Source organism: Paenibacillus sp. FSL H8-0283, assembly GCF_045040675.1.
Taxonomy (GTDB): domain Bacteria; phylum Bacillota; class Bacilli; order Paenibacillales; family Paenibacillaceae; genus Paenibacillus; species Paenibacillus amylolyticus.
On the sequence record NZ_CP150295.1, the window covers coordinates 3,382,102 to 3,407,960 of the forward strand.

Sequence of the window (25,859 nt, forward strand, 5' to 3'; positions counted from 1 at the left end):
TTATTCATGAAGGAGAGGATTATATTGAAAAAAGCGGGATTCATCATTCTTGCCTGTATGCTGTTTACCTCGTTGGTACTTGCCGGATGTTCAAGCTCTGATAAGGGGAACGGGGAAGGCAGCGATCCGTCAGGCAAGACGGCCATTAATGTGTTTGCTCACCAGGGTTCGGATACCAACCTGTCCACTAACAAATTCACGAAGAAAATGGAAGAGAAGTTTGATATTCAGTTCAACTGGACTACGGTTCCATTCGACGGTGCAGCGGAGAAAAGACAGATTTCACTGGCTTCCGGTGATTATCCGGACTTGTATCTGCTCATCCCTTGGGTAGATCGTTTCTCCCAGACAGACTTGTTGAAGTTTGGTCAGCAGGGGGTTATTTTGCCGCTGAATGATCTGATTGAGGAGCATGCTCCCAATATTAAAAAAGTACTTGAGAGCAATGACTATTATCGGGCCATGAACACTGCTCCTGACGGAAATATCTATGGTCTGACGGGTCTGAATGAATGTTTTCACTGTTCATACCCCAACAAGATGTGGGTCAACACCAAATGGATGGAACAACTAGGCCTGACCGAACCCACGACGACAGAAGAATTTAAGGAAATGCTTCGGGCATTTAAAACGAAAGACCCGAACGGGAACGGTAAAGCCGACGAAGTACCGCTAAGCGGTTCGACTGAAAATTTCGGTGTGCACATTATTCCGTACTTGATGAACGGTTTTATCTATGACGACGATCGGAATTATCTCATTGTCAATCAGGGGAAAGTGGAGACCGTAGTGAACAAACCGGAGTGGAAAGAAGGGCTTGCCTATATTAAATCCCTGTACGATGAAGGGTTGATTGATCCAGGGGCATTTACCCAAAACGTCGGGGCCTTCAAAAAAATTGGAGATAACGCTGATGCACAGCTTCTCGGTGCGGGAGCAGCGATGCATCCATCATTATTCGTAACCACTGCCGAAGGTTCTCCTTACGGGAATGATTACAATCCCATCCCTCCATTGAAGGGACCCCATGCTGCTTATGCTACGTACAACTATCCGATTGATCCCGGAGCGTCTTTTGTACTGACAAACAAAGCCAGTGAGGAAACACAGATCGCGGCCATAAAGCTACTGGATTATCTCTATACCCAGGAAGGAACCATGGCATCATATCTGGGAGAAGAGGGCGTAAGCTGGCGCAAACCACAAGAAGGAGAAGTGGCGCTCAATGATCAGATTGAGCCGTTATATAAAGCCATTCCGCTTCCTTCTGGAGAAGAACCTCGTAATGACAGTTGGGCTGCATTGAGTCAGTACAATCATTATCAGGCATATCGGGACTCCGAAGTACAGGGGACAGACATCTATGCCAATGATGGTGGTGAGCGACGTCTCTATGAGGCGACATTGTTAATGGAGGGCAAGGAACCAAAAGAGATTTTCCCTCATTGGGCATTGTGGGTAGATCCGTCCCAAGCTGATGAAGCCAGCATGATGCAGACCAATCTCAAGGATTACATCGATCAGAACGCCCTGCAATTTATTACTGGCGCCAAAAGTCTGGATAAGGATTGGGATGAATATGTGAAAGGCCTGGAGGGATTGAACATGAATCGATATCTGGAGATTATGCAGTCTTCCTATGATACTTCTTCTGTTTCCAAATAATTAAAGTATCTGAATCATACAGAGCGGGAAAAGTTACTGCCTTTATTTGCACAACCAAACGCGTTCCCGGTTCGCAGTCAACATATGCGAGCCGGGAACGTTTTTTATTGATATAGATTAAATCGTAATATCATTGCATCCTTCTTAAAATTCAGTGATTGGACCTGTCCTGCAAGCCAAACGTTCACAGGGCAGGTTCAACGGCTCGTGCACACTTTCTTAGTTTAGTACATGCGATATCTTCCGCTTAGAGCGAGCATGCTGAAAAAATACAGGCAATTGTCGTAATAACGTCGCTCTCCCTGACGCAAAGGTGTGTTCCAGAACTTGCGAACGAATGTGTCAGCATGTGGACCTTCCGCAGCCAGTGAAGCCATGGCATTGGTAGCCAGCAAACCTACAGGATGCAGTGAAGGTTCGTCGAAAGGTTCACCTTCTATTGTATAACGACGATAATCGGACATTTCAATATCACTGAAGAAGGATTGAATCCGATTGGATTGTTCGATCTGCCAGTGATCCTTGCGGAACCATTCCCAGTCCAGCGCTATATTTGCAGCAACACGGTAGGCATCACTGTAAAAATGTCTGAAATCACCATACGGCTGTATTGGAGCCGGAGAGCCGTCATAGTTCGCATATTCAGGTGATAGTCCGGTTACGGGATGGCAGGCTGTATGAAGGTAAGCTCTACTAGCGGCCGCCGCTTCTTTCCAGAAGCGCTGATCTTCTTCATCCGCATATTTCGCGAATAGCTCATAAAAATGAGGCAGATGGTAGGATGGGTCGCTAAACGGTGTTTCTGGTATGAATTTGATCAGTTTTGTTTCCGGGTCCCACATGGGATCGCCTTCGCCGTCTTCGCCTTGATGTATACATGCACGAAGGATTTTGCGGGCTTGTGCCTTGTAATCATAAGGTTCAGCGCCATCGCCCCAGCGGTTGGAGGCAAAAAAAAGCGCCATGGCAAAAAACTCCTCACCATCAGGAGCAGGACCTTGCGAGAGTCGGGTTCCGTCAGGCTTGCAATGCCAGGCAAAATAATCTTTATAACGACCCGCTTTATGTTGCATAAACGAGTGTGAGAAATTCCAGAGTCGATCAAATTCCTCCTTTTTGTCCATCTGAACAGCCATCATCATGCCATAGGACATGCCCTCGGAGCGAACATCGAGATTACCAGTGTCCAGCAAATAACCCTTGTCCTCACCCATGTGGTAATATATTCGAGTATTGTCATCGCCGTAAAACAGCTCGTTCCATGTTTCTTCCAATCTGTTCGTGATCTCATTCTCATCGTAGCCTAGCTTCAAGAACAGATTTGTATATGTACCCGTATCCCACGCGCCTTGACCCGTGATATTCATGAGTATCCTCCTTCATCAATGCGGTTTTTCAAAATTATAACATGGAAATAGTATACAAAATAAAGCGTTTACATGAAAAATTATAGGTGTTCAGATCTGCATGTCATTGTACTCAAATTAAAATGATATATTGGTTAAAATCCTATACTTTGTCAGGTTGTTGTAAAATTATGTAAGGGATACACTTTGGGAGAAGGATCACATCTGATCTAATAATACAAGCTGTGATTCTTTATAAGTCGTTTGAGGATGGTCAGAATCTAAACCGGAAGGATGTGATGATGATTTATGCTCCAGGATTCAGGAGATGCAGGTGAAAACACGGAATTCACTGCACCGCGCGATCCAGTTGGAGTGACAGCGTCGGCAGTCAAGCCCGCAATTGATTTTGAGTCACATAGATATCGCGACATGATTGGCCGATCTCTTCTGAACAAAGGGAATAATGTCAGATTAAAGCGAGCCATTAAGAAGGCAAAAAACGGCGAATCTGTCGTTATCGCTTATATTGGAGGCTCCATTACCCATGGTGCTGGTGCAGTACCTATTCATCTCCAAAGTTACGCTTATCGGTCGTATGAGTCGTTCAAGTTTATGTTTGCGCTTTCAAAAGATAGTCCGATTCATCTGATTAAAGCAGGTGTGGGTGGAACTCCTTCAGAACTGGGGATTGTACGTTATGATCGTGATGTGCTGAGGGGAGGTGCCGTTCAGCCGGATATTGTCATAATCGAATTCGCAGTCAATGACGCAGATGATGAAACCCAAGGTAAATGTTACGAGAGTTTGGTACTCAAAGCACTTACTGCCGATAACAAGCCAGCGGTCATCTTGTTATTCAGTGTATTCGAAAATGACTGGAATCTACAGGATCGTCTCGCTCCGGTAGGCTGGCATTATGATCTTCCAATGGTAAGTGTGAAAGATGCTGTCGTAGATCAGTTCAGCAAGACAAAAGGTGAAGGCAACGTTATTTCCAAAAAGCAATTTTTCCATGATATATATCATCCAACTAACATAGGGCATCGAATTATGGCCGATTGTTTGGAATATTTGTTCGACGTGACGAATCGTTCTGAGTGGGATGAGAAAGATCATGATATTGAAAAAGCTCCGCTAATTGGAAATGAATTTGTTAATGTGAAGCTGTTGGATCGGAAAAACGGCAATCATATTGCCCGAATCGATGCAGGCTCTTTTTGTAAAACGGACACGGATCTGCAGATGGCTGAGATGGATGCTCATGACTATGGTACACCTCAGTTCCCCAACAACTGGATGCGTACAGGAGAGGGAAAAGAGGATCAGAGTAGTTTTCGGATAAGTTTGCAGTGCAAACGCCTCATTCTGATCTTCAAGGATTCTGGTAACGATGAATTCGGAACTGCACATATCAAGGTAGATGGGGTATTTGTCCAAAAAGTCGATCCGCGTCAAGTGAACTGGACCCATTGCCATGCCACACTTCTGCTTAACGAAGAGCATGTGGGGGAGCACTCCATCGAGATCGAAATGGCGGAAGGCCATGAACATAAATGCTTCACTATTCTGGGTTTTGGCTATGTGGATTAACTGAAGACTGATAGTCACTCATATGTTCGGAGGAAAAGAGAATGGAATTGATCTCACCAGCAGTAACGGGATATGACCAGTATCGGGAGAATATACCACGTGGAGTCATGGAGACGGTAGAGTATCCTTCCACCACGGTTGGCAATTCCCGTAAAGCGATGGTGTACACCCCACCAGAATTTTCTTCGACAACGATGTATCCTGTACTTTTTCTTTTGCATGGTATTGGCGGAGACGAAACCGAATGGCATACTCATGGATCTCCGCAAATTATTCTCGATAATCTGTACAACGATAATATGCTTGAACCGATGGTTATTGTTTTCCCCAACGGTCGCGCAATGTCGAATGATCGAGCCGTAGGAGACCTGTTTGAACCTGAGAAAATCAAAGCATTTAAACGGTTCGAATCCGATCTGCTCAACGATTTGATACCTTACATGGAGTCGAACTACCCTTTGCATAAAAGCCGGGATAAAAGGGCGATTGCTGGTTTATCCATGGGTGGAGGTCAATCCTTAAATATCGGATTAAATAATCTAGACCATTTTGCATGGATCGGTGCTTTCTCTGCAGCCCCAAACACCAGAAGTCCGGAGCTACTTGTCCCTGATCTTTCGAAAGCGCCTTCATTACTCTCGCTGTTATGGATCTCTTGCGGTGAACAGGACAATCTTATAGAGATTAGTCTTGGGGTTCACCAATATTTGGCGCAACACGGAGTACCTCACATTTGGCATGAGGAAAGTGGAGGACATGATTGGCCCGTGTGGAAGAACGATTTGTATCTGTTTTCGCAACGTCTTTTCAAGTGAATTTGCTGAAGAACATTCATATCGGATTGTAGCATCAACCAAATCTATTAAAATATCAGGAGGTATAATCTATGTTTAAATTTAGCAAAAAATTGTTAACCGTTGTTCTTGCAGCTTCCATGAGTTTTGGTGTCTTCGCAGCCACATCGAGCGCAGCAACAGATTATTGGCAAAATTGGACAGATGGTGGAGGAACAGTCAACGCCGTGAATGGATCGGGCGGGAATTACAGCGTGAATTGGCAAAATACCGGGAACTTTGTTGTCGGGAAAGGGTGGACATACGGTACGCCTAATCGAGTGGTCAATTATAATGCCGGCGTATTCTCTCCTTCAGGTAACGGCTATCTCACCTTCTATGGTTGGACTAGAAACGCTCTAATTGAATATTACGTGGTGGATAGCTGGGGAACGTATCGTCCTACCGGAACGTATAAGGGCTCGATGACTAGTGATGGCGGCACATATGACATCTATACAACGATGAGATACAATGCACCTTCCATTGATGGTACTCAGACTTTCCCTCAGTATTGGAGTGTTAGACAGACCAAGAAACCAATCGGAGTCAATTCTACCATCACGTTCAGTAATCATGTGAATGCATGGGCGAGCAAAGGGATGTACTTAGGCAACAGCTGGTCCTATCAGGTGATGGCAACGGAAGGTTATCAAAGTAGCGGAAGCGCAAACGTGACGGTTTGGTAAAAATGATGTGATGCAGTTCAACTTCTGCACCTGCATTTGAAATTCAATTTTCCGGTAGCGTTGAGTAACGTTATTCTCCAGACTAACGGACCTCGACGTTGCCGGATTTAAGCTAGTAAAGGAGAATAATTGAATGAAGAAGCTGGTATGGTTAACTTTAATCGCTATAGTTGTTAGTCTAAGTGCTTGTTCAGCAAGTAATACGAAATTAAGCGATGACTTGGTATTCGTCGAAGGAGGAGCCTTCAAGAGCAGTAAGCCGAGTCAGATCGATAGGAATGAAACGCTGGATTCCTTCTATATTGGCAAATATGAAGTAACTCAAAAAGAATGGATGGAGGTTATGGGGGAAAACCATTCTGGCTTCAAGGGAGATGACCTGCCTGTTGAAATGGTCAGCTGGTATGACGCAGTGGAATACTGTAATCAAAAAAGTATAAAAGAAAACCTGAAACCTTATTACAATATAGATAAAGACAACCAGGACACGAATAATCACAATGAAAATGACACTATAAAATGGAATGTAACGATCAACGAGGACGCCAACGGTTACCGTTTACCCACAGAGGCAGAATGGGAATACGCTGCAAGCGGAGGTCAAAAGAGCTTAAATTACACATACAGCGGAAGTAACAATCCTGATGAAGTTGCTTGGTACTGGGTAAATGCCGGCGAGAACATTCTGACGGGTGACTGGAGCTGGCCCGCTATTGAGAGCAACCGTAATCAAACCAAAAAAGTCGGAACTCAGAAGGCGAATGAGTTAGGAATCTATGATATGTCTGGGAATGTGAGAGAATGGTGCTGGGACTGGTACAGCGATTCGGAGAGTCCCAATCAATCCTGGCGAGTTGTGAAAGGCGGAGGCTGGATCGGCGGTGTCAATAACAATGAAATATCATTTCGAGGCAAATTTGATGCAAATGGTTTTGGTCCCGATCAAGGATTCCGTATTGTGCGTGGAGAATGAAAACTCTTTTACCTGGCAATAGATTACTTCTGATCTAAACCTATACTTTGTCGGGTGAAAACCTATAGTTTAACAGGTTGTTGTACCAAAATGTAAGCGTTACACTTGAATTGTTATCCCGGCACTTCGCTAAAATCGGAGCGTTCTTATAGTACGGTCCGATGGAACCATGTTCTATGTTATTGATAAATGACGATGAGACTGGTAGAAATTTTGTTCTCCAAAGTTGTGCGAGCAGACAACAATCCTGCTGTTGTTCTGCTGTTTAGCGTTTTCAGAACAACTGGAATCTACCTATTGATATAGATAAAATACATGCAGCTGATCAAGGATAAAAGTGAGGTGAGCTAATGTACAAGGTCATTGTCGCGGATGATGAGCCGTTTATGCTAGAAGGATGGAGAACAATGATTGACTGGCGAGCTTGTGGATATGAACTCTGCGGAACGGCAACAGATGGGGAGGAAGCACTTGCTTTATTCAACTCGGTTGAACCGGATCTTGTCGTCACGGATATTCAAATGCCTGTTATGGATGGTATTGGTTTGATTCACACCTTGCGAGAAGATCTCGCCTATACCTCTAAAATTGTTATCGTTACAGGATACTCCGATTTTAATTACGCGAAGCAAGCCATACGGTATCAGGTCGATCAGTACGTGCTCAAACCTCTTGTTCCCGAGGAGATTCATCAAATCCTTATGGACATGATTGAACCTCTGGACAAACGCAGAAATGAGCAAAAACAGCAAAATGGAGTCATGGTTACAGATGAAGCCTATGAGAATCATCTTAATGAATATCTAATAAGCGAAGAATATGATTTAGAGCAAATGATGAACATCTCCAAAGAGATCTTGGCGTTGATTGAAGCAGAAAATACGTATTCTATCGATATTGCAGTGAGTGCACTGTTAGAGAAAAGTGAGAAAGCAGAGGTTTCGTTGGAATGGATACATCATGTCATCCGATATATCCATGGGGAGTTGCTACGTAAATATGGAAAAAGAGAGGGTTGCAGAGAAATACTATGTGAAAAAGATTGGCATGAGGCTACGAGTTGGTCTTCCGGCACATTGCAAGACCTGTGTGTTCGACTGTCCAAGCAACTTTCCCAGTCTGAATTGAAGCAAAAGACGGGTACGGGAGGGCTGGTTGCAGAAGCAGTGAATGAATTGAAGCAACACTATCGAAGTAAAATTAAATTACAGGATGTAGCTAATCGTATTCACGTGAATTCTGCCTACCTGGGTCAACAGTTCAAGCGGGAGATGGGGGTCAGTTTCAGTGACTATGTGCACCAGCTTCGTGTTGAGGAGGCCCGTAAACTCCTGCGACGTACCAATATGAAGATCACTGACATTGCATTCAGGCTAGGATATCATGATGCTGAATATTTCACCCAAAAGTTCAGAGCGCATACAGGGGAGCTTCCGTCAGTCTATAAAAACAAAAACCAAGGGTGATTATATGCGTCATAAATTCTGGATGTTCAGTAAGGTTAATGATATTCCTCTCCGATCCAAATTTCTGCTTATTTATGTACTTAGTATTCTCCTTCCTGTAATAACGATTAATATCTTCTTTTATGAACGAACCTCTGCGGATATCAAGATTAGAGAACAGGAAAATCTACGTAAATCCATCGACAGGGCTGCGGGGGAACTGCTAGGCATGATTGATGAGAGCGTTGCCCTGAGCCGAATTATTGCAGCAGACGATTCTCTCTATGAGGCACTGGATCGGACCTATCACTCCCCCGTGGATTATTACAACGTCTACCATGCATTCCTGCGAGATAAATTAACACGGTACATGTCAGCGAATATTCTGGAGGTGCGTATCTATACGGATAACGATACCATTCAGACGGGCAGTCATTATATCGTGATGAAAGACAAGAATGTACTCCCTGGATTGAAACAGCTGAAATCCACCAGTGGAGGCATTCTTGTCGTTGATTATATTGAGCCATCCGGATTTAACGCGGGAAGAAGAATCAGTGTGATTGGCAAAATGGATACCTATACTTCCTATGCCAATTACAACAAGTATTCCAAGATTGATCTGGAACTTAGCCGGGTGTACAGCATTTTAAATCGTGAATCAGACAGTCTTCAGCTGCGACTGGTGGACAGCAACAATCGAACTGTCGTTTCAAGTGGGGAGTTCAGCGAAACCGATTTATCCCCCCTTGATAATGAATCAATGCTCAAGGAATCTGGAGATTCTGCTTACACGCTCGAAAAATCGTTGGGGAATCTAGCCTACCTAAAGGGTTGGAAATTGATTGGAGTTGCCGATACGCGTCACCTTGACCACCTTTTGCAAGAAGCCTTTAAATCAATTCTGGGGTTGCTGGCATTAAGTATCGTGGTCCCCTCTGTATTGATCTACATTATTTTGCGTTCCTACCACTATCGGATTCGCAAGTTATCCAGACATATGGAGAAGGTTCGTAACGAACGATTCGATCTGATTGAAATTCACGAAGGCCGCGACGAAATTGGCGGGCTTATTCGTACATTTAACATCATGATTGGTAAAATTCATACGCTGATTAATGACGTATATAAACTGGAAATCCGCCAAAAAGATCTGGAGCTGGATCAAGTGAGGACTGAATTGTCCATGCTCCAGAGTCAGATGAATCCCCATTTTTTATTTAACACATTGAATGCCTTGCTAGTCGTTAGTACAAAGAATGGATATACGGAAGTAATTGAGATTATTAAAAGTCTGTCCAAGCTGATGAGACAGTTGCTCAGTCATTCTGACAATCTGATTCCTTTGCAAGAAGAGCTGCAATTTACGAATCTTTATCTCCAGATTGAGAAGTTTCGCTTTGGAGAGCTGTTTGATTACACCTTCGAGGTTGATCCTGATGTAGCTTCGTTGCTTATTCCCCGCATGAGTATTCAACCGCTCGTCGAAAATGCCTGCAAACACGGCTTGCAGGCGCGAAAAAATGGAAGACAGATCAAGATAACGGCGAGTCGAAACGCTTCTGAACTGGTTATTCAGGTGATCGATAATGGAATCGGTATGGATGCAGGGAGATTAACCGAGCTCTTGCGAGATATTCGTTCTGAAAGACCCAGGAACGGCGAGCATGTAGGACTCCGCAATGTCTACCGCAGGTTGGAACTCTTTTATGAAGGAAATGCGATATTTGATCTAAGCAGTGTACCTGGAAAGGAAACCATTGCAGGGTACCGTATACCGATCTCTAAGCTGGAACAGAGGAAATAGGAGGTGAACTCTCATGTATAAAGTGCTATTAGTCGATGATGAACCTTATGCCATTGAAGGGTTACAGCTTCTGATCAATTGGGAAAAGTATGGTTTTGAAATCAGAGGTGTGTGCGCCAACGGTGAGGAAGCCATTCGGATGATGGAACAAGATCGACCTGATCTCGTGGTGACAGACATTCGTATGCCTGTGATGAATGGGCTGCAACTTGTAGAAGAAGCACGACGATTGGAACATGAGTCTGTGCTGTTTGTCATCACGAGTGGATACAGTGACTTTAATTATGCCAGACAAGCTATTCGATTAGGTGTCTCTAACTATTTAACCAAACCGGTTGATAGTACAGAAGCAGAGGATATGTTGGTCCGTCTCCGTATGCAATTGCAGGAGCGTGAAACCCAGGAGCGTATAAGGGAACATGCAAATGAGCAAAGGATCAAAGTGTTTTTGTCCGCACTGATTAAGGATAAGCAAAATATATCGGAGGAGGAGATGTCAGAGATACTTCCTCGTTTAAACAAGTCCCATTGGGCATACCTGCGGATAGCCTTTCAGGGAGATATTCAGGAAGTCTGTTCAGTAGTCGAACAAACGGCTGAAGAAACAACTTGCTGTTATGTGATAGACAGAACAAGAGACTCATTGGGACTTGTATGGGGGGAGGAAACGAATGATAGAAATGAGACGTTTGAAGCAATTAAAGCTTTTACCCAGCGTTTAATGAATAATATGCAACATAACGGCTGCGGAGATATTCATATCGCGGTTGGATTAACGGTCAACAAACTGGAGCATTTATCTGAATCCTTCCGCTCCGCTCAGGAAGTTGGGCGTTATTTGTTTTTTAATCAAGAGCATCTTTTGTTTGCCGAAGATATTCAGCTGGAGAATTGGCAGTTTGATCCGGAAACGCTGTCAGAGGTGGACCATATTTGCGATTTGCTTGAAAACGGTTCTGTGGAGGAACTCTCGTCTGCGATTCGGAGTGCTTTTGAACTGTTTGTACAGATGAAGGCTGCGCCAGAGATTGTACATATTTTCTCTACCCATATTATATTCCGCGGATTGTCCCTGTGCAGAGAATTAGGAGGAGAACCTAATGCTCTAATGAACGAATTGGCGAGCGGAATTCTGGAGAAGGGCCATCGAAATATAGAAGAGGTTGCTAACAATCTGGAACATTTCTGTTTACAATGCAAGTCAGCACTGGCAATTTTCCGGGAGAGGCAAATGGGTGGCATCCAGGCGACGGTTGCTGAATATGTGCAGATGCATTACAGGGAGACATTTACGATCCAGGAGCTCGCAGAACGATTCTACGTGAATCCTGTCCATTTAGGGCAATCCTTTTTGCGAAAGTATGGTAAGGGTGTAATCGAGGTAGTACATGATCTAAGAATGGAAGAAGCGAAGCGTCTGCTCCAGCAGACGAATCAAACATCCAGTGCGATTGCGGAGCAAGTAGGGTACCGCAGTTACCAGCATTTTCTCAGACACTTCGAAAAACGAACAGCCATGAAACCAGTAGAATACAGGCAAAAGTATGCGAATTGATCCATGAAAAAGAAGAACCCCTCCTGAATAAGACCTACAATTACAGGGGGGTAGACCTTAAATGTATATATTTTGTAACCGCATACATTTCTTCATACTAAAAACAGTAAGACATACCACTTCCAAGGAGGGCAAGTACATGGGGGGACTTAAGAAAAAGAAGCTTTGGGGTTCCGTATCACTCGTTCTGGCTTTGAGTTTGGCACTGGCAGGATGCAGCGGTGACAATGAGAAAGCGACTACAAAGGATGGGAAAGAGGTACTGAACATCTCGGCCTTTATCGGAACGCCAAATCAGGCGCCAGCTAAAGATAACCGAATCTACAAGAAGATTCAGGATGAACTCGGCGTTAATCTTGAGATGGAGTTTCTAGTAGGTGATCTTCAACAGAAGTTGGGCGTTATGATTGCCGGGGGCGATTTCCCGGATCTGATCACAGCAGACACCAAGTTGGTCTCAGCGGGTGCGGTTATTCCGCTCGAAGATCTCATTGAAGAGCATGCACCTAATCTGAAGAAACATTTCGGTAAAGACTGGAACCGGATGAAAGATTCCAGTGACGGACATATTTACTGGTTGCCTAACTATGGAGTGTATACAGGAGAGTTCATTAGTAACTATTATTCTGGTCCTGCATTCTGGATCCAAAAGTCCATACTGAAGGATGCCGGGTACCCAACTCCTAAAACGTTGGATGATTTCACAAAGTTGGTCCGTGATTATGCAGCCAAGAATCCAACTATTGATGGTCAACCGACGATTGGTTTCACTACATTGGCTTCAGACTGGCGGACGTTCCCTTTGCTTAACCCACCTGAACATCTTACGGGTCACCCCAACGACGGGGGCGTAGTCGTAGATGATAGTGGAGTCGCAACCGTTTTTGCCGACAAAGATATCTCCAAACGGTATTATAAGGAACTAAACAATCTGTACAACGAGGGATTGCTGGATAAAGAAGCCTTTGTTCAGAACTACGATCAATATCTGGCCAAAATTTCTTCGGGACGTGTGCTTAGTATGTTCGACCAGCACTGGAATTTCCAAGCCGGCGAAGACCCACTCGTAGCACAGGGGAAAATTGGCCAGACATACGTAGGCTTCCCGCTTGTCTATGATACAAGTATCACAGATCATTATCTGGATCGTCCGGTCATTAACTTGAACAATGGTTTTGGTATCAGTAAAGATGCCGAAGACCCTGTCGCACTCATCAAATTCCTCGATAAGCTTATGGACGAGAAGTACCAGAAGCTCTTGTCATGGGGTGAAGAGGGTGTAGACTACCAAGTGAATGAAGAGGGAAGATTCTATCGTACACCAGAGCAACGGACAGAGCAGGATGATCCAGCATGGAGATTGGTTAACAAAGCTGAAGGTTTCTACGCTGCTGCACCGAAGCTCGAAGGAACATTTGAAGATGGCAATGCAATTGGAGCGATCAACCAACCTGAGGAATTCTATGACAACCTCAAACCGGAAGATAAAGAACTTCTGGATGCATACGGCTTCAAAACGTGGAGTGACTTCTTCTCTCCTGCACCAGAAAATCCAGTGTACTATCCAGCATGGCAGGTCGATCTGAAAGAAGGCTCTGATGCTGCGGTAGCGAACAAACAAATGACAGACACTTCATTGAAATTCTTGCCTAAAGCAATCATGTCAAAACCGAATGAGTTCGATAACATTTGGACTGAATATGTAGACGCTTACAAGAAGATCGATGTCAAATCCTATGAAGATCGAATTAATGATCAACTGAAATGGAGAATCGAGAACTGGTCTGTTAAATAAAAAAATGCGGCAATGATTCTCTCGGAAGGTATCAACCAAAGGATTACTCAGGCGAGTGCCTTCCGGGGACATCATGCTTAAAGTCGCTGCAAGCCAATAGGAGGAGTGAAAGATGGCGAACACGCCTGGAGCCATACCAGAGCAAACCACCCGTACAGTCGTTCCCAAAGCACCACTGTTAAAACGATTGCGCGGACAAAGACAACTCATGTTCATGTCATTGCCCATCGTTGCGTACATTCTCGTATTCTCGTATTATCCCATTTGGGGCTGGGTTATGGCCTTTCAGAATTACAGTCCTGCGAAGAGTTTCACGCAGCAGGAATGGGTCGGGCTCAAACACTTTAAGTTTTTGCTAACAGACGATGCATTTCTTAACGTGCTTCGTAATACCATTGCGATGAGCGTCATCAATATGGTGCTCGGATTTGCCACAGCAATTATATTTGCCATTTTACTTAATGAGATCAAACATAAGTTATATAAACGAACCATTCAAACAATATCGTATTTACCTCACTTTCTCTCATGGATTATTGTGACAGGTATCGTAGCAAGTTCACTATCTGTAGATGGTGGGATTGTGAATGTGGTACTCATGAAGCTGCATATCATTCAAGAACCTATCATGTGGCTTAGCGTTCCGGAATACTTCTGGGGCATTGTAGGCGCATCCCATGTATGGAAAGAAGTTGGCTGGAATGCCATTATTTATTTGGCGGCCATCACGTCTATCGATCCTTCCCTCTATGAAGCGGCAGAGATTGATGGTGCGAACCGATATAAGAAAATGCTGTATGTGACCTTACCCGGAATCAAATCCATTGTTATCATTTTGCTGATCATGAATATGGGCTGGATTTTGGAAGCTGGATTCGAGGTTCAGTATCTGTTAGGTAATGGTGTGGTTGTCGACTGGTCACAGACGATAGATATATTTGTCCTGAAGTACGGACTACAGATCGGGAATTATTCTTTGGCTACTGCGGCAGGTATCTTCAAAACAGTAGTTAGTATCACGCTGATCTTTGCGGCGAATTCAATTTCCAAACGGCTCGGGGAAGACCGATTAATATAAGGGGGACTAGAGATGGGAATCAATAAATCTCGGCTTGAACCGATTGTCTTCCATACGTTAAATGGTATACTGATGATCGCAATCGCGATTGTTACCCTATATCCGTTTGTGAATACACTCGCCGTATCATTCAATGCCGGTAATGACACCATCCGGGGTGGGATTTATCTGTGGCCTCGGGTATGGACAGATCAAAACTACAGAGCAGTATTTGCAGGAGGGACCATCTTCAGCGCCTTTGGTATATCTGTGGCGAGAACGGTTTTGGGGACAGTTTTAAGTCTATTCTTAACCTCCATGCTGGCTTACACACTAAGCCGAAAAGATTATATATTACGAAAGCCCATTACCATTACAGTTGTTCTTACGATGTATTTTAGTGCAGGTCTTATTCCAACTTACTTCCTAATGAAAGATTTGCATTTGTTAAACAACTTCCTGGTGTACATTATTCCTGGGCTGATCAGTGCCTTTAATATGATTGTTATTAGAACTTATATCCAGACACTACCCGAGGGATTGATCGAATCCGCCAAAATCGATGGTGCTGGAGATTTCAGAACATTCATTTCCATTATTCTACCGCTGTGCCAACCGGTTCTTGCTACTGTTGCACTGTTCATTGCAGTCGGTCAATGGAATTCTTGGTTTGATACGTTTCTGTATGCATCTTCCAAACAAAACCTAAGCACGCTGCAATATGAGTTGATGAAACTATTATCATCTTCTATGAATTCCAACAGCAGTGCAGCCGTTGCCAATGGTGCAGATCTTGGTGCTGCGCGTAACATGGTCACACCTGTATCTATTCGGGCAGCGATTACGATTGTTGCGGCATTACCCATCTTAGTCGTATATCCATTTTTGCAGAAGTATTTCGTTCATGGCTTGCAGCTTGGAGGGGTAAAAGAGTAAACTTAATGCAGTTCCAGATAACCGATCAAAAACGGTCACTAGGTGACCGTTTTTTTATGTTTTTTTAAACGGCGGGCCGTAGTATGTCAATTGCACACGAATCTAACTTATTCAATAATGTTGTTGACAATTAAATTAAAGTTACTATAATTTATATTTACTTGATTCACCAGTCAGTCTCTTTTCAGGGTGCCACTGCGCGCGAAAGCCCTATATCAAGAACTGTCCACAGCGCCTGACCATCCCGAGCCCTTACCACTTTATCAAGGAGACTGAAGAGAAAATGAAAGTATTAATCGTGGAAGACTCCATTTTCGTACAGAAATTACTTACAAAGCTGATTGTTGATCATATTCCAGAATGCGAGATTCAGATTGCTAATAATGGAGAGCAAGGATACAACCTATTCAAGGAATTTCAACCTGATTTTATAACCACCGACCTGCTAATGCCTGGTTTGAACGGACAAGAAATGCTTCGAATGATTCGAGAAACGGATAGCAATGTCAAAATTATTATCTTATCCGCAGATATTCAGAAGACAACTAGGGATGAAGTTGAAATGTTAGGCATTTCTGGTTTTCTGAATAAACCGTTAACCGCAGAGAAGGCAACTACCATGATTCAACTGATTCAGGCGGCCTATCATGCTGAATGATTTACAGAAGGATTTGCTTACTGAACTAGTGAACGTTTACGTGGGACAAGCGGCTAACATGTTGTCAGAGATTGTAGACAAGCGTATCGTTTTGAATATTCCGGAAGTGGAACTAATCTCCATATCCGATGTTGATCCTGGAGATCGAAGATACAACATTTTCTTTAGTGAAGGTCACCTGTTTAGGTCATCCTTACAGTTCGGATACGAATTTCAGGGAAAAGCATTTCTGATGTTTCCTGTTGAGCAGGCTAAAGTATTGGCAAACATCTGTCTTGGAGAACTGGGTGAGAGTGTTATACCGAACGATCCGAACCTGATGGATACGGATTTGGACGTTTTGAAGGAAGTTAGCAATGTCCTGCTTAACGCGATTATTGGAGAATTCGGTAATTTCCTCGAGATCAAACTGGAATACGTCCTGCCTGATATTGAACTGATCTATGTCACCAATTCCGATCAACAAATATTGCTTCAGAATGAAGTTTATGTCCTGGTTTTACATACCTCGTTTTTACTTGCCGATACGGATGTGACAGGTATCATTGTCATAGCACTGAGTATGAACTCCATATCGAGCCTGCTGGCCAAAATGGACGCTTTGTTGGAGGCGGGCAATGGATAATCTTATTTCACAAGCTTTGAACAAAGCCCATATGGGAATAATGATCGTGGACAGGCATTTGAAAATTGTTGTGTGGAATGCCTGGTTGGAGCGCTTTACTGGCAAGAATGTAGAAGAGGTAGTAGGCTTGAATCTGCTTGAGGTCTGCCCACGGTTTAAGTCGAACATGTATTTAAATATTTTGCAAAATGCGCTGTATCATGGACAGAGCAGATTTTGCTCAAGCGCGTTACATAAGGCATTCATTCTTCCTAATGAAGGAGAGGATGAACAATTATTCAGACAAAATATGCATGTTGAACCGCTCTATCATGAAGATCGGAGTTATGCCCTTATTCAGATTACTGACATGACTAACACCAATACCAGGGTATATAAACTTAAAAATCTGATCAAAGAACTGGAGACGGAGTACGCCAAAATCAAAATCTCCGAGAAAATCAGCAAGCATTTGTCTTTGCATGATCCACTTACCGGTCTGCCTAATCGTCTTGCTTATAATGACCGTCTTGCCTGGGCCATCAGTAATGCCAAAAGAAACCATAACAAACTAGCCGTCATGTTTGTGGATGCTGATGGGTTTAAACAAGTGAATGATACATATGGACACCATGTTGGCGATCAAGTGTTGCTGGAAATGGCAAAGCGATTAAGCGAAACAATTCCAAGTGCGGACACTGTAGCTCGGCTTGGCGGGGACGAATTCATCATTTTAAGCCATCTGAAAGATGATCAGGATGCTGAAGTCATCGCCAAAAGATTGGAAGCTGCATTCAGTACCCATTTCAAAATTGCCGGAAACTATATCAACCTTTCGATGAGTATTGGTATCAGCCTATTTCCCAAGCATGGACAGGAGCCTTCCGAACTTCTGAGACATGCGGATGGAGCTATGTACAAGATTAAAAAGAATGGCAAGAATGGTTACGGAATTTATGAGCCTGAAAATGTTTAAGAAATCTAAATTGTGTTTTTTAATAAAGTTGCTATAATAGCAACTTTATTTGTCTATACAATTAACATAAGAAAAAATATGTTTTTTCTATGAATAATATTTTTTACGTATGAAGATGAGAAAATAATTATTGAGTAAAGTAGTAATAAATCAGCCAGTGATACTGATAAAGGAGTGCACATATTGAATGTAATAGATGGATCGATAATCGTACTTTTGCTGTTCAGTTTCTATATTCTATTACTGTACGGAATGCCGATTATCTTAATCATAGTGGGGTATTTCATATTTAAAGGGTACAAGAAGCGCAGGGGTATGAAGACGAACGATAAGTCGGTGGCTCCTGATGGTCAGCAAGCTAATATTAAACCATAGGATTAATAGTTGATATCACAATATTGAGCGGGACCAGAGTAAGGCCCGATGGAGAGCCGCTATATTAGCGGCTTTTTAGAATTTTATTAAATAAGAAGAAGTCTGAAAGAAGCAATAGTCAGAACAGTACCAAAAGCAAGGAGAAAAACGCCTCTAAACTTGATGCCCATCATATCGTATTCATGAAGTTCATCCTTCGTACGATTAAAAGGCCATGAATTGGGTCGTCTCATTGCTCTAACTCCAAAGAATAAACCAATCATCCCAAGTGACAGAAAGAAAAAGAAGAAAAACATATCATCCCCCCTTTAACAAAGATAAGTAATATGGAAGCCTAGTTTAAGTTGTTTAGCCGTATTCTTTTCCAAAGTCCTCCATCTTTTCAAGGATCGGTAGTAACTTCATTCCCTTGTCTGTTAACGAATACTCAACTCGTGGAGGAACTTCCGGATAAACATCACGATGTATAACACCATCATTCTCCAACTCTTTAAGCTGCTTTGTGAGGGAGCCTTGAGACAGATCTCCAAGGAATTTTTTGATATCCGTATATCGCCGTGTTTCGTCTTTTAGGTACCATAAGATAAAATATTTCCAACGCCCAGAAAGGAGATTCTGAGTAAAAGCAATGGCGTACATGTCACTTTTTCCATCTATAAACTCTTGTTCAAATCCTTCATTGCAAACTCTCATTCATATCACTCCTGATCCAAAGGTACATAAAGATGTACTATGTTCATTTAAATTGCCCTCTTTGCTAATAAAACAAATACACCTATGATGGTGTCAACACCAAAACAATTTTAGTTTACCTAAAGTATGAAAGAATAATTAATGTTATCTCGATTGAATAGTTAGCAAGCTAAATAAATATATCATAGAAATGAGTGACTGATAAGAGCTGGAGACAAACCGATATTCGATCATACTGTAAATTTTAACAAGGGAGATGTTTAACAATGAGTAAAAAAATTCGTACAGGTATCATAGGGGCATCCATTAATAACGGGTGGGCAAGTGGAACACATATTCCAGCTATTCAGCATTTGGATGAGTTCGAGCTTACAGCGGTTGGGACAAGTAATATGGTGAGTGCAAAGAAAAGCGCAGAAGCTTTCTATGCAGATCACGGCTTTGACAATATGGAGGAGTTGGCTCAGCATCCTGATGTGGATATGGTCGTTGTCAGTATTAACGTCAAGGAACATTATAACGCCGTTAAAGCCATCGCTCCTGCGGGCAAACCAATCTATTGTGAATGGCCACTGGGGTCGAATACAGAGGAAGCGCTTGAAATGCAGGAATGGGTAGCATCCGCACAACTGCCAAATGCGATTGGATTACAGGCTAGACAAGCCCCGGCCGTTCATTATGTTAAAGATTTATTGGCAGAAGGTTATGTCGGTAAAGTGTTGTCTGCCAACCTGAAGATCTCTATAGATGGCATGGGTGGCGTTGGTGACAAGTCGAGTGCGTACTTGTATGACCGGAAAGTTGGAGGGAACTTGCTGACCATTGTAGGGGGCCATAATCTGGATGCCTTCACTTACATGCTTGGGGACTTTACAGAATTGTCTGCCACCACAGCTCAACAGTTTCCAGAAGTTGAATTGGTAGATATTCAGAAAGTCATCAAGAAAACAACGGATGATCAGATCATGATTACAGGAAAATTGACTAATGGTGCAGCAGGCAGCGTTCATATTCAAGGTGGAGTCAAACATCAGACAGGACTCACACTTGAAATTTTCGGAGACAATGGCACGATTGTTCTGAGCGCTCCTGCATCCATTCAATTCGGATCACACCATTTACGCGGTGCAGGATCTACGGACAACGAGCTTCGTGAACTACCCATTCCCGATGCCTATTACTCGGCTCCACATTCTCTATATAACGACTCCGGAATTGTTCTGAACATGGCTCAGGCCTATCGTAAGTTTGCCAAAGATATTCAAGAAGGTACTACCTTAGCACCTACTTTCGCGGATGCGGTGAAGCTTCATCAGTTACTGGATGCCGTCGAGAAATCAGCCCAGACCGGTGAACGTCAATATCTATAATTCTCACTAAACGGAACAAAATTCGATCCATCCAGATAATTAGCATGCTAAATATATTCGCATTATTGTAAGGGCACACATATCTGTGCCTGTCCAGAACGAAGGAGAAAATCGTATGAAAAAAAGAAGTGAAATGCAACTGGCTTTACAGATGGTTTCGGGTTATGGAGCCGAATTTAGCGCATGGAGAATGCCTGGCACGGATCCTGCAGCTTACACCAATATGGATAGTTATGTAGAACGGGCTAAATTAGCTGAACAAGGAAAATTTCAAATGATTTTCATCGCTGACACTCCAGGATTATCCAATAATTTAGGCCCACAGACGCCTATGTTCCCTATGGACCCCATGTTGGCACTGATGGCAGTAGCAAGAGAGACACAACACATCGGGCTTGTGGCTACACTCTCTACAACATTTAACTATCCCTACAACATTGCACGTCAGTTCAAAGCACTGGATGTTATCAGTCATGGACGTGTGGGATGGAATGCGGTTACCACATCCGACCCCCTAGCGGCTGCTAATTTCGGTGCCCGGGTTGAAAATCGCCAAGAGCGCTATGACAAGGCGCATGAAAGTATACAAATTGTTCAGGCCTTGTGGGGGAGCTGGGAACCAGACGCTTGGACGTTAGATGTAGAAGGAGGGGAATTTGCGGATATGGACAAAATCCAGCCTATTAACCTTCAGGGTCAATATTATGCATCTCGTGGTCCTTTGCCCATTCCGCCCTCTGAGCAAGGGCAGCCAGTGATTTTCCAGGCAGGGGGAGGAGGTGAAGGCTTAGAATTAGCTGGGAAATATGCTTCGGGAGTGTACGCCAATCCTTATGATATTACGTCTGCCCGTGAACACAGACAAGCCATAAGGCAAAGTGCTGCCCGTTTTGGTCGAAACCCCGATGATATCAAAATGTTTGCAGGTTTTATGTTTTCTCTGGCTTCAACGGAGGAAGAAGCTCTGGATCGTCGGAAACAGCTTATGAGTTTTAATCCCCAGGAAATCCCTAGCAGGGTAAGTTACCTCGGCTCCATGGTTGGTTTACCCTTATCGGTAAACTCAGTAGATATAGATCAACCTTTAGCGCCAGACTTGTTGAAAAATGCATATGCCAACCCCATGGACCCACGTTCTCCGAGAGCCTTAAAGTTATTAAAAAAAGGACTCTCTGTAAGGGATGTTCTCGCTCACGGGGTCATCAACTATCATCCGGTTGTTGCAGGCACCCCGACACAGGTTGCTGACTTCTTGGAAGAATGGTTTTTGGCTGAAGCATGTGACGGATTCTCAGTCGTGCCCGATGTATCTTTTGATGGCGTTGCAGATTTTGTGAATCAGGTAGTACCTATCTTGCAGGAACGGGGTTTGTTCCATAAGGAATATGAAGGAAAAACACTACGCGAGAATATGGGCGTTCCTTACGAATACGGATTGCAGGAACATGGAATCAACGAATAAAGGAGAGCTTTTTAATGAATAACACAATTGAATTGCTTCATAACCATACATCGTTTCGTTCTTACACATCTCAACCCCTAACTGAGGAACAAATAGATGCAATATTTCAGGCAGCAAATCAAACTTCATCGTTCAGTCTTCTGCAGGCGGTATCCATTATACGCATCACGGATCCAGTACTTCGAAAAAAACTCAGACATCTGTGTGTCGATCAACCCTATATTGAAGAAGCGGCAGAATTCTGGATCTTCTGTGCAGATTTCAACCGAAATCATGAAATCGCTCCGGATGTGGATATTGAATATATTGAATTTCTGTTGATTGGTTCATTCGATGCTGGCCTGATGGCACAAAATGCGTTAACCGCGGCTGAATCGCTGGGACTTGGCGGAGTGTTCATTGGTGCGGTCAGAGCTAATATTAGTGAACTATCTGACGTATTGAATTTACCTAAATATGTTATCCCTCTGGTGGGGTTATGTATCGGTAATCCAGCTGGAGATAAGCCGGAACTGAAACCTCGACTCCCTCAATCCATGGTATTGCTTGATAATCAATACCAACCAATGGATCAAGAGAAATTAGCAATCTATGATGAGACCATGCTGAAGTATTATGAAAATCGTCCGACGAGAGCCCCTTTCACCGTAAAAAAAGTAAAAGGATGGAGTGACCATATCCAGGATCACCTCGAGAGAAGTATTCAACCGCAAATGATGACCTATTTGAACAAGCAAGGTTTTGCCAAAAAATAAGGACTAAACCAATCTTTCCGGTGAAACTTGGATAGGAAAAGGCCCTTAAAGACGACACTAAGGTGAATTGACACCTGTATATCTCCATGATACATTTAGTCTGCTAAATATAATTCGGATGTAGGGAGGGATCGTTCATGACAGATACAGTAGATTGTGAAATTCGACAGTCTTTAGATCGAATTTCCTCCCAAATGCGACGAAATTATAGTGAATCTCTTCGGGAACTTAATCTCTATGTAGGACAAGATAATCTGTTGTACCGGCTGTGGTTGGGTGATGGGGTAACACAGATGCAACTAAGTGAACATATGAAATGCGAACCACCAACGGTTACAAACATGGTCAAATCACTGGAGCAGAACGGATTTATATATCGCAAGCGTGATGTACAGGATGCAAGGATCATGCGTATCTTTCTAACCGATAAGGGCAAAGAATTAGAAAAACCGGTTGAGCATAAATGGAGAGAGCAGCAAGAGAAACTACTTCAATCCATTTCTTCGGAAGATCGGCTGATATTGAGACAATTCATGCAACAAATGGAGCAAAATATCTTATAACTTATGCCAAGCTTCACGTAAGCTAACTAAATGAACGAAACAGAGCCGCTATTATAGCGGCTTTTTTTTATTGCCAATAGCTAAACTTCCCTGTCCAGAACAAAGAATTTGTACTGTCAGTTTCGGAATTCACGATTACACCTCTAATGTTGGGATAAGATTGTGATAATTCAAGTTAATTTTGTTCATTTAGATGCTTAAGAGATTACAGTACACTGAAAGAACATACAAACGGAACACACTAAACATGAAAATGTGAGGAATTATAATTCGTTGGAGGTTTTAACGTGAAGACCAAAAATATCTGGTTTAATCAACCTGCTGGGACATGGGAAGAGGCATTGCCTATCGGAAATGGAACTCTTGGAGGCATGATTTTTGGGAAAACACAGATCGAGAGAATTCAGCTTAATGAAGATAGTCTGTGGTATGGTGGTCCGATGCAGCGGAATAATCCTCAAGCACTTGAATCTTTATCTCAGATCAGAAACCTGATTTTTGACGGTAAGATTAGGGAAGCAGAAGAACTCGCAGCAGATACTCTGGTAGGTGTTCCTGACGGGCAAAGACATTATGAGCCATTAGGGGACTTCTATATCGCTATGGATCACAGTGAACATGAACCAAATGGATATCAAAGACATCTCGATCTGGAACAAGGCAAGGTAAACGTGCATTATACCGCAGATCAATCCATTTACAGCCGTGATTATTTTGCTAGCTACCCGGATCAAGTGCTCGTTGTTCATCTCAAATCAAGCGTGCCTGGAAAGTTATCTTTCTCCACTGTTTTTGGCAGGGGAGCTGTTCTGGAATCAACATCCTATTCAGATATTCTTAAGCATCCTGTTGGTTTCCAATCCTATCTGGACCGGATCGAGAAGCGTGGAACGAATAACTTGATCATTCGGGGAAGAAGTGGGGGAGAAGAAGGAATCCGATTTTGTTGTGCGATTCGCCTTATATCTGAAGGGGGGCAGGTTCATTATTCAAGCGGTCAGCTTTCTCTGAAGAATGGTGATTCAGCGACTATTCTAATCACGGCTTGCACGGATTTCCGAGTACCTAAGGAACAACTCGAAGTGGAGTGCCTCCGCAGGATTGATACTGCTTCCGCAAAACCATATAGCGAACTGCTAGCCGATCATGTCTCGGACTATCAATCCTTATTCGAAAAGATGGATATACATCTCGAAGATGAAAATAAAGATGTGATATGTTCTGAACTTCCAATCGATCAGCGTCTTGAGCGGCTTAGAGCTGGTCAGCATGATCCGGAACTGCTGAGTCTATACTTTCAATTTGGTCGCTATCTGCTTATCTCAAGCAGTCGTCCAGGTTCTTTACCGGCAAACCTTCAAGGGATATGGAATAAAGACATGCTTCCTGTATGGGACAGCAAATATACGATTAATATTAATACACAGATGAACTACTGGCCTGCAGAAAGCTGCAATCTGTCTGAATGTCACGTTCCATTGTTTGATTTTATAGATCGACTGCAAGTCCGGGGAAAGGAAACCGCTAGAACCATGTATGGATGCAAGGGGTTCGTTGCTCATCACAACTCGGATATCTGGGCAGACGCTGCTCCGCAGGATGTATGCATGACATCGACGTTTTGGACCATGGGAGGAGCATGGCTTTCATTACATCTATGGGACCACTACGAATATAATAAGGATGTTCAATTTCTCAAAAAAGCTTACTCCACGATGAAAGATGCGGCTATCTTTATTCTGGATTATCTAATAGAGGATCCTTCCGGCAATTGGGTGATATGTCCTTCGTCCTCACCGGAAAATCGCTATATATTAGATAATGGAGAGTCGGGGGCTTTATGTTTTGGTGCTTCAATGGACAATCAGATTATTAGAGAACTCTTCACGCGTTGCATTGAAAGTACCCGAATATTGCAAGAAGATCAGGAATTTGGAGAAGTACTCCGCAGTGCTTTAACCAAAATACCGGAGACCTCCATTGGAAAACATGGCCAGATCCAAGAGTGGAGTAACGATTATGATGAATTGGAACCTGGCCACAGACATATCTCCCATTTATTCGCTTTGCATCCTGGAACGCAAATTACGTTGCAATCAACGCCTGATCTGGCCAAGGCAGCTCGTGTAACACTCGACAGAAGACTGGAACACGGTGGTGGACACACAGGATGGAGCAGGGCGTGGATTCTCAACATGTGGGCACGATTAGAGGAGTCGGAACTTGCACACGATAACATCGTGGAACTTCTACGTTCCTCCACGTTACCCAATCTGTTTTGTGACCATCCTCCATTTCAAATTGATGGGAACTTTGGAGGTACTGCAGGGATAGCAGAGATGCTTCTCCAGAGTCATAACGAAGTAATCAGATTGTTACCTGCTTTACCAGCAGGGTGGCCAAAAGGATATATTCGTGGTATTCGGGCTCGTGGCGGATTTGAAATAGATCTGGAATGGGAAAATGGTCGTCTATTCAGTACCAGAATTCGCTCTACTGCAGAATCAAGAGTAACCTTATCCTATCTGGACCAAAAGATAGAATTAACCTTTTCTGGCCCCAACGCTATGATTGAATTAAAAGGGGATAAATGGAATAACAAATAAGAACTTACCGATTCCTGAGCGAATACCCGCTGACAAAATTGTCGGGCGAATTCGCTCTTTTTCTTTGCTGAGATAAGATATAGGCAAGAGTTGGCGTGTTTTT

At 43.2% G+C, this 25,859-nt stretch carries 21 protein-coding genes; 19 read left to right on the forward strand and 2 right to left on the reverse strand.

What is annotated here, in order from left to right:
* Window positions 1-6 precede the first annotated feature (6 nt).
* A complete protein-coding gene (locus tag MHI52_RS15235; RefSeq protein ID WP_101313765.1) occupies window positions 7-1,665 on the forward strand; it encodes an ABC transporter substrate-binding protein in 1,659 nt (552 codons plus the stop codon).
* A gap of 224 nt (window positions 1,666-1,889) precedes the next feature.
* On the opposite strand, the gene MHI52_RS15240 is transcribed toward MHI52_RS15235, so the two are convergent.
* Window positions 1,890-3,032: a glycosyl hydrolase family 8 gene (locus MHI52_RS15240; protein ID WP_101313766.1), complete on the reverse strand. Its 1,143-nt coding sequence runs from the start codon at window positions 3,030-3,032 to the stop codon at window positions 1,890-1,892.
* 288 nt (window positions 3,033-3,320) lie between these two features.
* Here MHI52_RS15240 and MHI52_RS15245 point away from each other — a divergent pair, with 288 nt between their 5' ends.
* The 13 genes from MHI52_RS15245 (at window position 3,321) to MHI52_RS15305 (ending at window position 17,932) form a co-directional block, all read left to right on the forward strand.
* On the forward strand, window positions 3,321-4,604 hold the full coding sequence (locus MHI52_RS15245) for an SGNH/GDSL hydrolase family protein (protein WP_101313767.1): 1,284 nt from the start codon (window positions 3,321-3,323) through the stop codon (window positions 4,602-4,604).
* A 41-nt stretch (window positions 4,605-4,645) separates the two neighbouring features.
* Window positions 4,646-5,419 carry an esterase family protein gene (locus MHI52_RS15250; RefSeq protein WP_076253046.1) on the forward strand — a complete coding sequence of 258 codons (774 nt, stop codon included), beginning with the start codon at window positions 4,646-4,648 and terminating at the stop codon, window positions 5,417-5,419.
* A 71-nt stretch (window positions 5,420-5,490) separates the two neighbouring features.
* Window positions 5,491-6,126, forward strand: a complete 636-nt coding sequence (locus MHI52_RS15255) for a glycoside hydrolase family 11 protein (RefSeq protein ID WP_036615877.1) — start codon at window positions 5,491-5,493, stop codon at window positions 6,124-6,126.
* Between the two features lie 133 nt (window positions 6,127-6,259).
* The gene (locus MHI52_RS15260; protein ID WP_405159314.1) at window positions 6,260-7,099 is read left to right on the forward strand and encodes a formylglycine-generating enzyme family protein; all 840 of its coding nucleotides are present in this window, start codon (window positions 6,260-6,262) and stop codon (window positions 7,097-7,099) included.
* Between the two features lie 350 nt (window positions 7,100-7,449).
* The gene (locus tag MHI52_RS15265; RefSeq protein ID WP_405159315.1) at window positions 7,450-8,565 is read left to right on the forward strand and encodes a response regulator; all 1,116 of its coding nucleotides are present in this window, start codon (window positions 7,450-7,452) and stop codon (window positions 8,563-8,565) included.
* A gap of 22 nt (window positions 8,566-8,587) precedes the next feature.
* The gene (locus MHI52_RS15270; protein ID WP_405159316.1) at window positions 8,588-10,351 is read left to right on the forward strand and encodes a sensor histidine kinase; all 1,764 of its coding nucleotides are present in this window, start codon (window positions 8,588-8,590) and stop codon (window positions 10,349-10,351) included.
* A 13-nt stretch (window positions 10,352-10,364) separates the two neighbouring features.
* On the forward strand, window positions 10,365-11,906 hold the full coding sequence (locus MHI52_RS15275; protein WP_405159317.1) for a response regulator: 1,542 nt from the start codon (window positions 10,365-10,367) through the stop codon (window positions 11,904-11,906).
* A gap of 139 nt (window positions 11,907-12,045) precedes the next feature.
* Window positions 12,046-13,701 (forward strand): extracellular solute-binding protein, encoded by a 1,656-nt coding sequence (locus tag MHI52_RS15280; RefSeq protein WP_036671131.1) that lies wholly within the window; start codon window positions 12,046-12,048, stop codon window positions 13,699-13,701.
* 112 nt (window positions 13,702-13,813) lie between these two features.
* Complete coding sequence (locus tag MHI52_RS15285) at window positions 13,814-14,779, forward strand: sugar ABC transporter permease (RefSeq protein ID WP_017688458.1); 966 nt, start codon at window positions 13,814-13,816, stop codon at window positions 14,777-14,779.
* A 12-nt stretch (window positions 14,780-14,791) separates the two neighbouring features.
* Window positions 14,792-15,694 (forward strand): carbohydrate ABC transporter permease, encoded by a 903-nt coding sequence (locus MHI52_RS15290; protein WP_017688457.1) that lies wholly within the window; start codon window positions 14,792-14,794, stop codon window positions 15,692-15,694.
* Between the two features lie 283 nt (window positions 15,695-15,977).
* The gene (locus tag MHI52_RS15295) at window positions 15,978-16,352 is read left to right on the forward strand and encodes a response regulator transcription factor (protein ID WP_036615858.1); all 375 of its coding nucleotides are present in this window, start codon (window positions 15,978-15,980) and stop codon (window positions 16,350-16,352) included.
* Entirely contained in the window at window positions 16,342-16,977 is a 636-nt protein-coding gene (locus MHI52_RS15300) for a chemotaxis protein CheC (protein ID WP_076253050.1), read from the forward strand. The genes MHI52_RS15295 and MHI52_RS15300 overlap by 11 nt, the downstream gene beginning before the upstream one ends.
* Window positions 16,970-17,932, forward strand: a complete 963-nt coding sequence (locus tag MHI52_RS15305; RefSeq protein ID WP_405159318.1) for a diguanylate cyclase domain-containing protein — start codon at window positions 16,970-16,972, stop codon at window positions 17,930-17,932. Before MHI52_RS15300 ends, MHI52_RS15305 begins: the two co-directional genes overlap by 8 nt.
* Window positions 17,933-18,655: 723 nt before the next feature.
* On the opposite strand, the gene MHI52_RS15310 is transcribed toward MHI52_RS15305, so the two are convergent.
* On the reverse strand, window positions 18,656-19,000 hold the full coding sequence (locus MHI52_RS15310; RefSeq protein WP_405159319.1) for a winged helix-turn-helix transcriptional regulator: 345 nt from the start codon (window positions 18,998-19,000) through the stop codon (window positions 18,656-18,658).
* Window positions 19,001-19,266: 266 nt separating this feature from the next.
* Here MHI52_RS15310 and MHI52_RS15315 point away from each other — a divergent pair, with 266 nt between their 5' ends.
* From MHI52_RS15315 to MHI52_RS15335, 5 genes are all read left to right on the forward strand, one after another.
* Window positions 19,267-20,370 (forward strand): Gfo/Idh/MocA family protein, encoded by a 1,104-nt coding sequence (locus tag MHI52_RS15315; RefSeq protein WP_405159320.1) that lies wholly within the window; start codon window positions 19,267-19,269, stop codon window positions 20,368-20,370.
* A gap of 115 nt (window positions 20,371-20,485) precedes the next feature.
* On the forward strand, window positions 20,486-21,832 hold the full coding sequence (locus tag MHI52_RS15320; protein WP_339286898.1) for an NtaA/DmoA family FMN-dependent monooxygenase: 1,347 nt from the start codon (window positions 20,486-20,488) through the stop codon (window positions 21,830-21,832).
* A 14-nt stretch (window positions 21,833-21,846) separates the two neighbouring features.
* Window positions 21,847-22,587, forward strand: coding sequence for an oxygen-insensitive NADPH nitroreductase (nfsA, locus tag MHI52_RS15325; RefSeq protein ID WP_405159321.1), 741 nt, complete (start codon window positions 21,847-21,849; stop codon window positions 22,585-22,587).
* 137 nt (window positions 22,588-22,724) lie between these two features.
* Window positions 22,725-23,150 (forward strand): MarR family winged helix-turn-helix transcriptional regulator, encoded by a 426-nt coding sequence (locus tag MHI52_RS15330; protein WP_127548544.1) that lies wholly within the window; start codon window positions 22,725-22,727, stop codon window positions 23,148-23,150.
* A 287-nt stretch (window positions 23,151-23,437) separates the two neighbouring features.
* A complete protein-coding gene (locus tag MHI52_RS15335; protein ID WP_405159322.1) occupies window positions 23,438-25,756 on the forward strand; it encodes a glycosyl hydrolase family 95 catalytic domain-containing protein in 2,319 nt (772 codons plus the stop codon).
* Window positions 25,757-25,859 lie beyond the last annotated feature (103 nt).

Bases quoted from the DNA above. Each gene is read 5' to 3' on its own strand.
- MHI52_RS15330 (WP_127548544.1), top strand. From the start codon at position 22,725: ATGACAGATACAGTAGATTGTGAAATTCGACAGTCTTTAGATCGAATT.
- MHI52_RS15285 (WP_017688458.1), top strand. From the start codon at position 13,814: ATGGCGAACACGCCTGGAGCCATACCAGAGCAAACCACCCGTACAGTC.
- MHI52_RS15245 (WP_101313767.1), top strand. From the start codon at position 3,321: ATGCTCCAGGATTCAGGAGATGCAGGTGAAAACACGGAATTCACTGCA.
- MHI52_RS15260 (WP_405159314.1), top strand. From the start codon at position 6,260: ATGAAGAAGCTGGTATGGTTAACTTTAATCGCTATAGTTGTTAGTCTA.
- MHI52_RS15235 (WP_101313765.1), top strand. From the start codon at position 7: ATGAAGGAGAGGATTATATTGAAAAAAGCGGGATTCATCATTCTTGCC.
- MHI52_RS15310 (WP_405159319.1), bottom strand. From the start codon at position 19,000: ATGAGAGTTTGCAATGAAGGATTTGAACAAGAGTTTATAGATGGAAAA.
- MHI52_RS15295 (WP_036615858.1), top strand. From the start codon at position 15,978: ATGAAAGTATTAATCGTGGAAGACTCCATTTTCGTACAGAAATTACTT.
- MHI52_RS15290 (WP_017688457.1), top strand. From the start codon at position 14,792: ATGGGAATCAATAAATCTCGGCTTGAACCGATTGTCTTCCATACGTTA.
- MHI52_RS15275 (WP_405159317.1), top strand. From the start codon at position 10,365: ATGTATAAAGTGCTATTAGTCGATGATGAACCTTATGCCATTGAAGGG.
- MHI52_RS15305 (WP_405159318.1), top strand. From the start codon at position 16,970: ATGGATAATCTTATTTCACAAGCTTTGAACAAAGCCCATATGGGAATA.
- MHI52_RS15240 (WP_101313766.1), bottom strand. From the start codon at position 3,032: ATGAATATCACGGGTCAAGGCGCGTGGGATACGGGTACATATACAAAT.
- MHI52_RS15280 (WP_036671131.1), top strand. From the start codon at position 12,046: ATGGGGGGACTTAAGAAAAAGAAGCTTTGGGGTTCCGTATCACTCGTT.
- MHI52_RS15300 (WP_076253050.1), top strand. From the start codon at position 16,342: ATGCTGAATGATTTACAGAAGGATTTGCTTACTGAACTAGTGAACGTT.
- MHI52_RS15270 (WP_405159316.1), top strand. From the start codon at position 8,588: ATGTTCAGTAAGGTTAATGATATTCCTCTCCGATCCAAATTTCTGCTT.
- MHI52_RS15265 (WP_405159315.1), top strand. From the start codon at position 7,450: ATGTACAAGGTCATTGTCGCGGATGATGAGCCGTTTATGCTAGAAGGA.
- MHI52_RS15250 (WP_076253046.1), top strand. From the start codon at position 4,646: ATGGAATTGATCTCACCAGCAGTAACGGGATATGACCAGTATCGGGAG.
- MHI52_RS15315 (WP_405159320.1), top strand. From the start codon at position 19,267: ATGAGTAAAAAAATTCGTACAGGTATCATAGGGGCATCCATTAATAAC.
- MHI52_RS15320 (WP_339286898.1), top strand. From the start codon at position 20,486: ATGAAAAAAAGAAGTGAAATGCAACTGGCTTTACAGATGGTTTCGGGT.
- MHI52_RS15255 (WP_036615877.1), top strand. From the start codon at position 5,491: ATGTTTAAATTTAGCAAAAAATTGTTAACCGTTGTTCTTGCAGCTTCC.
- nfsA (WP_405159321.1), top strand. From the start codon at position 21,847: ATGAATAACACAATTGAATTGCTTCATAACCATACATCGTTTCGTTCT.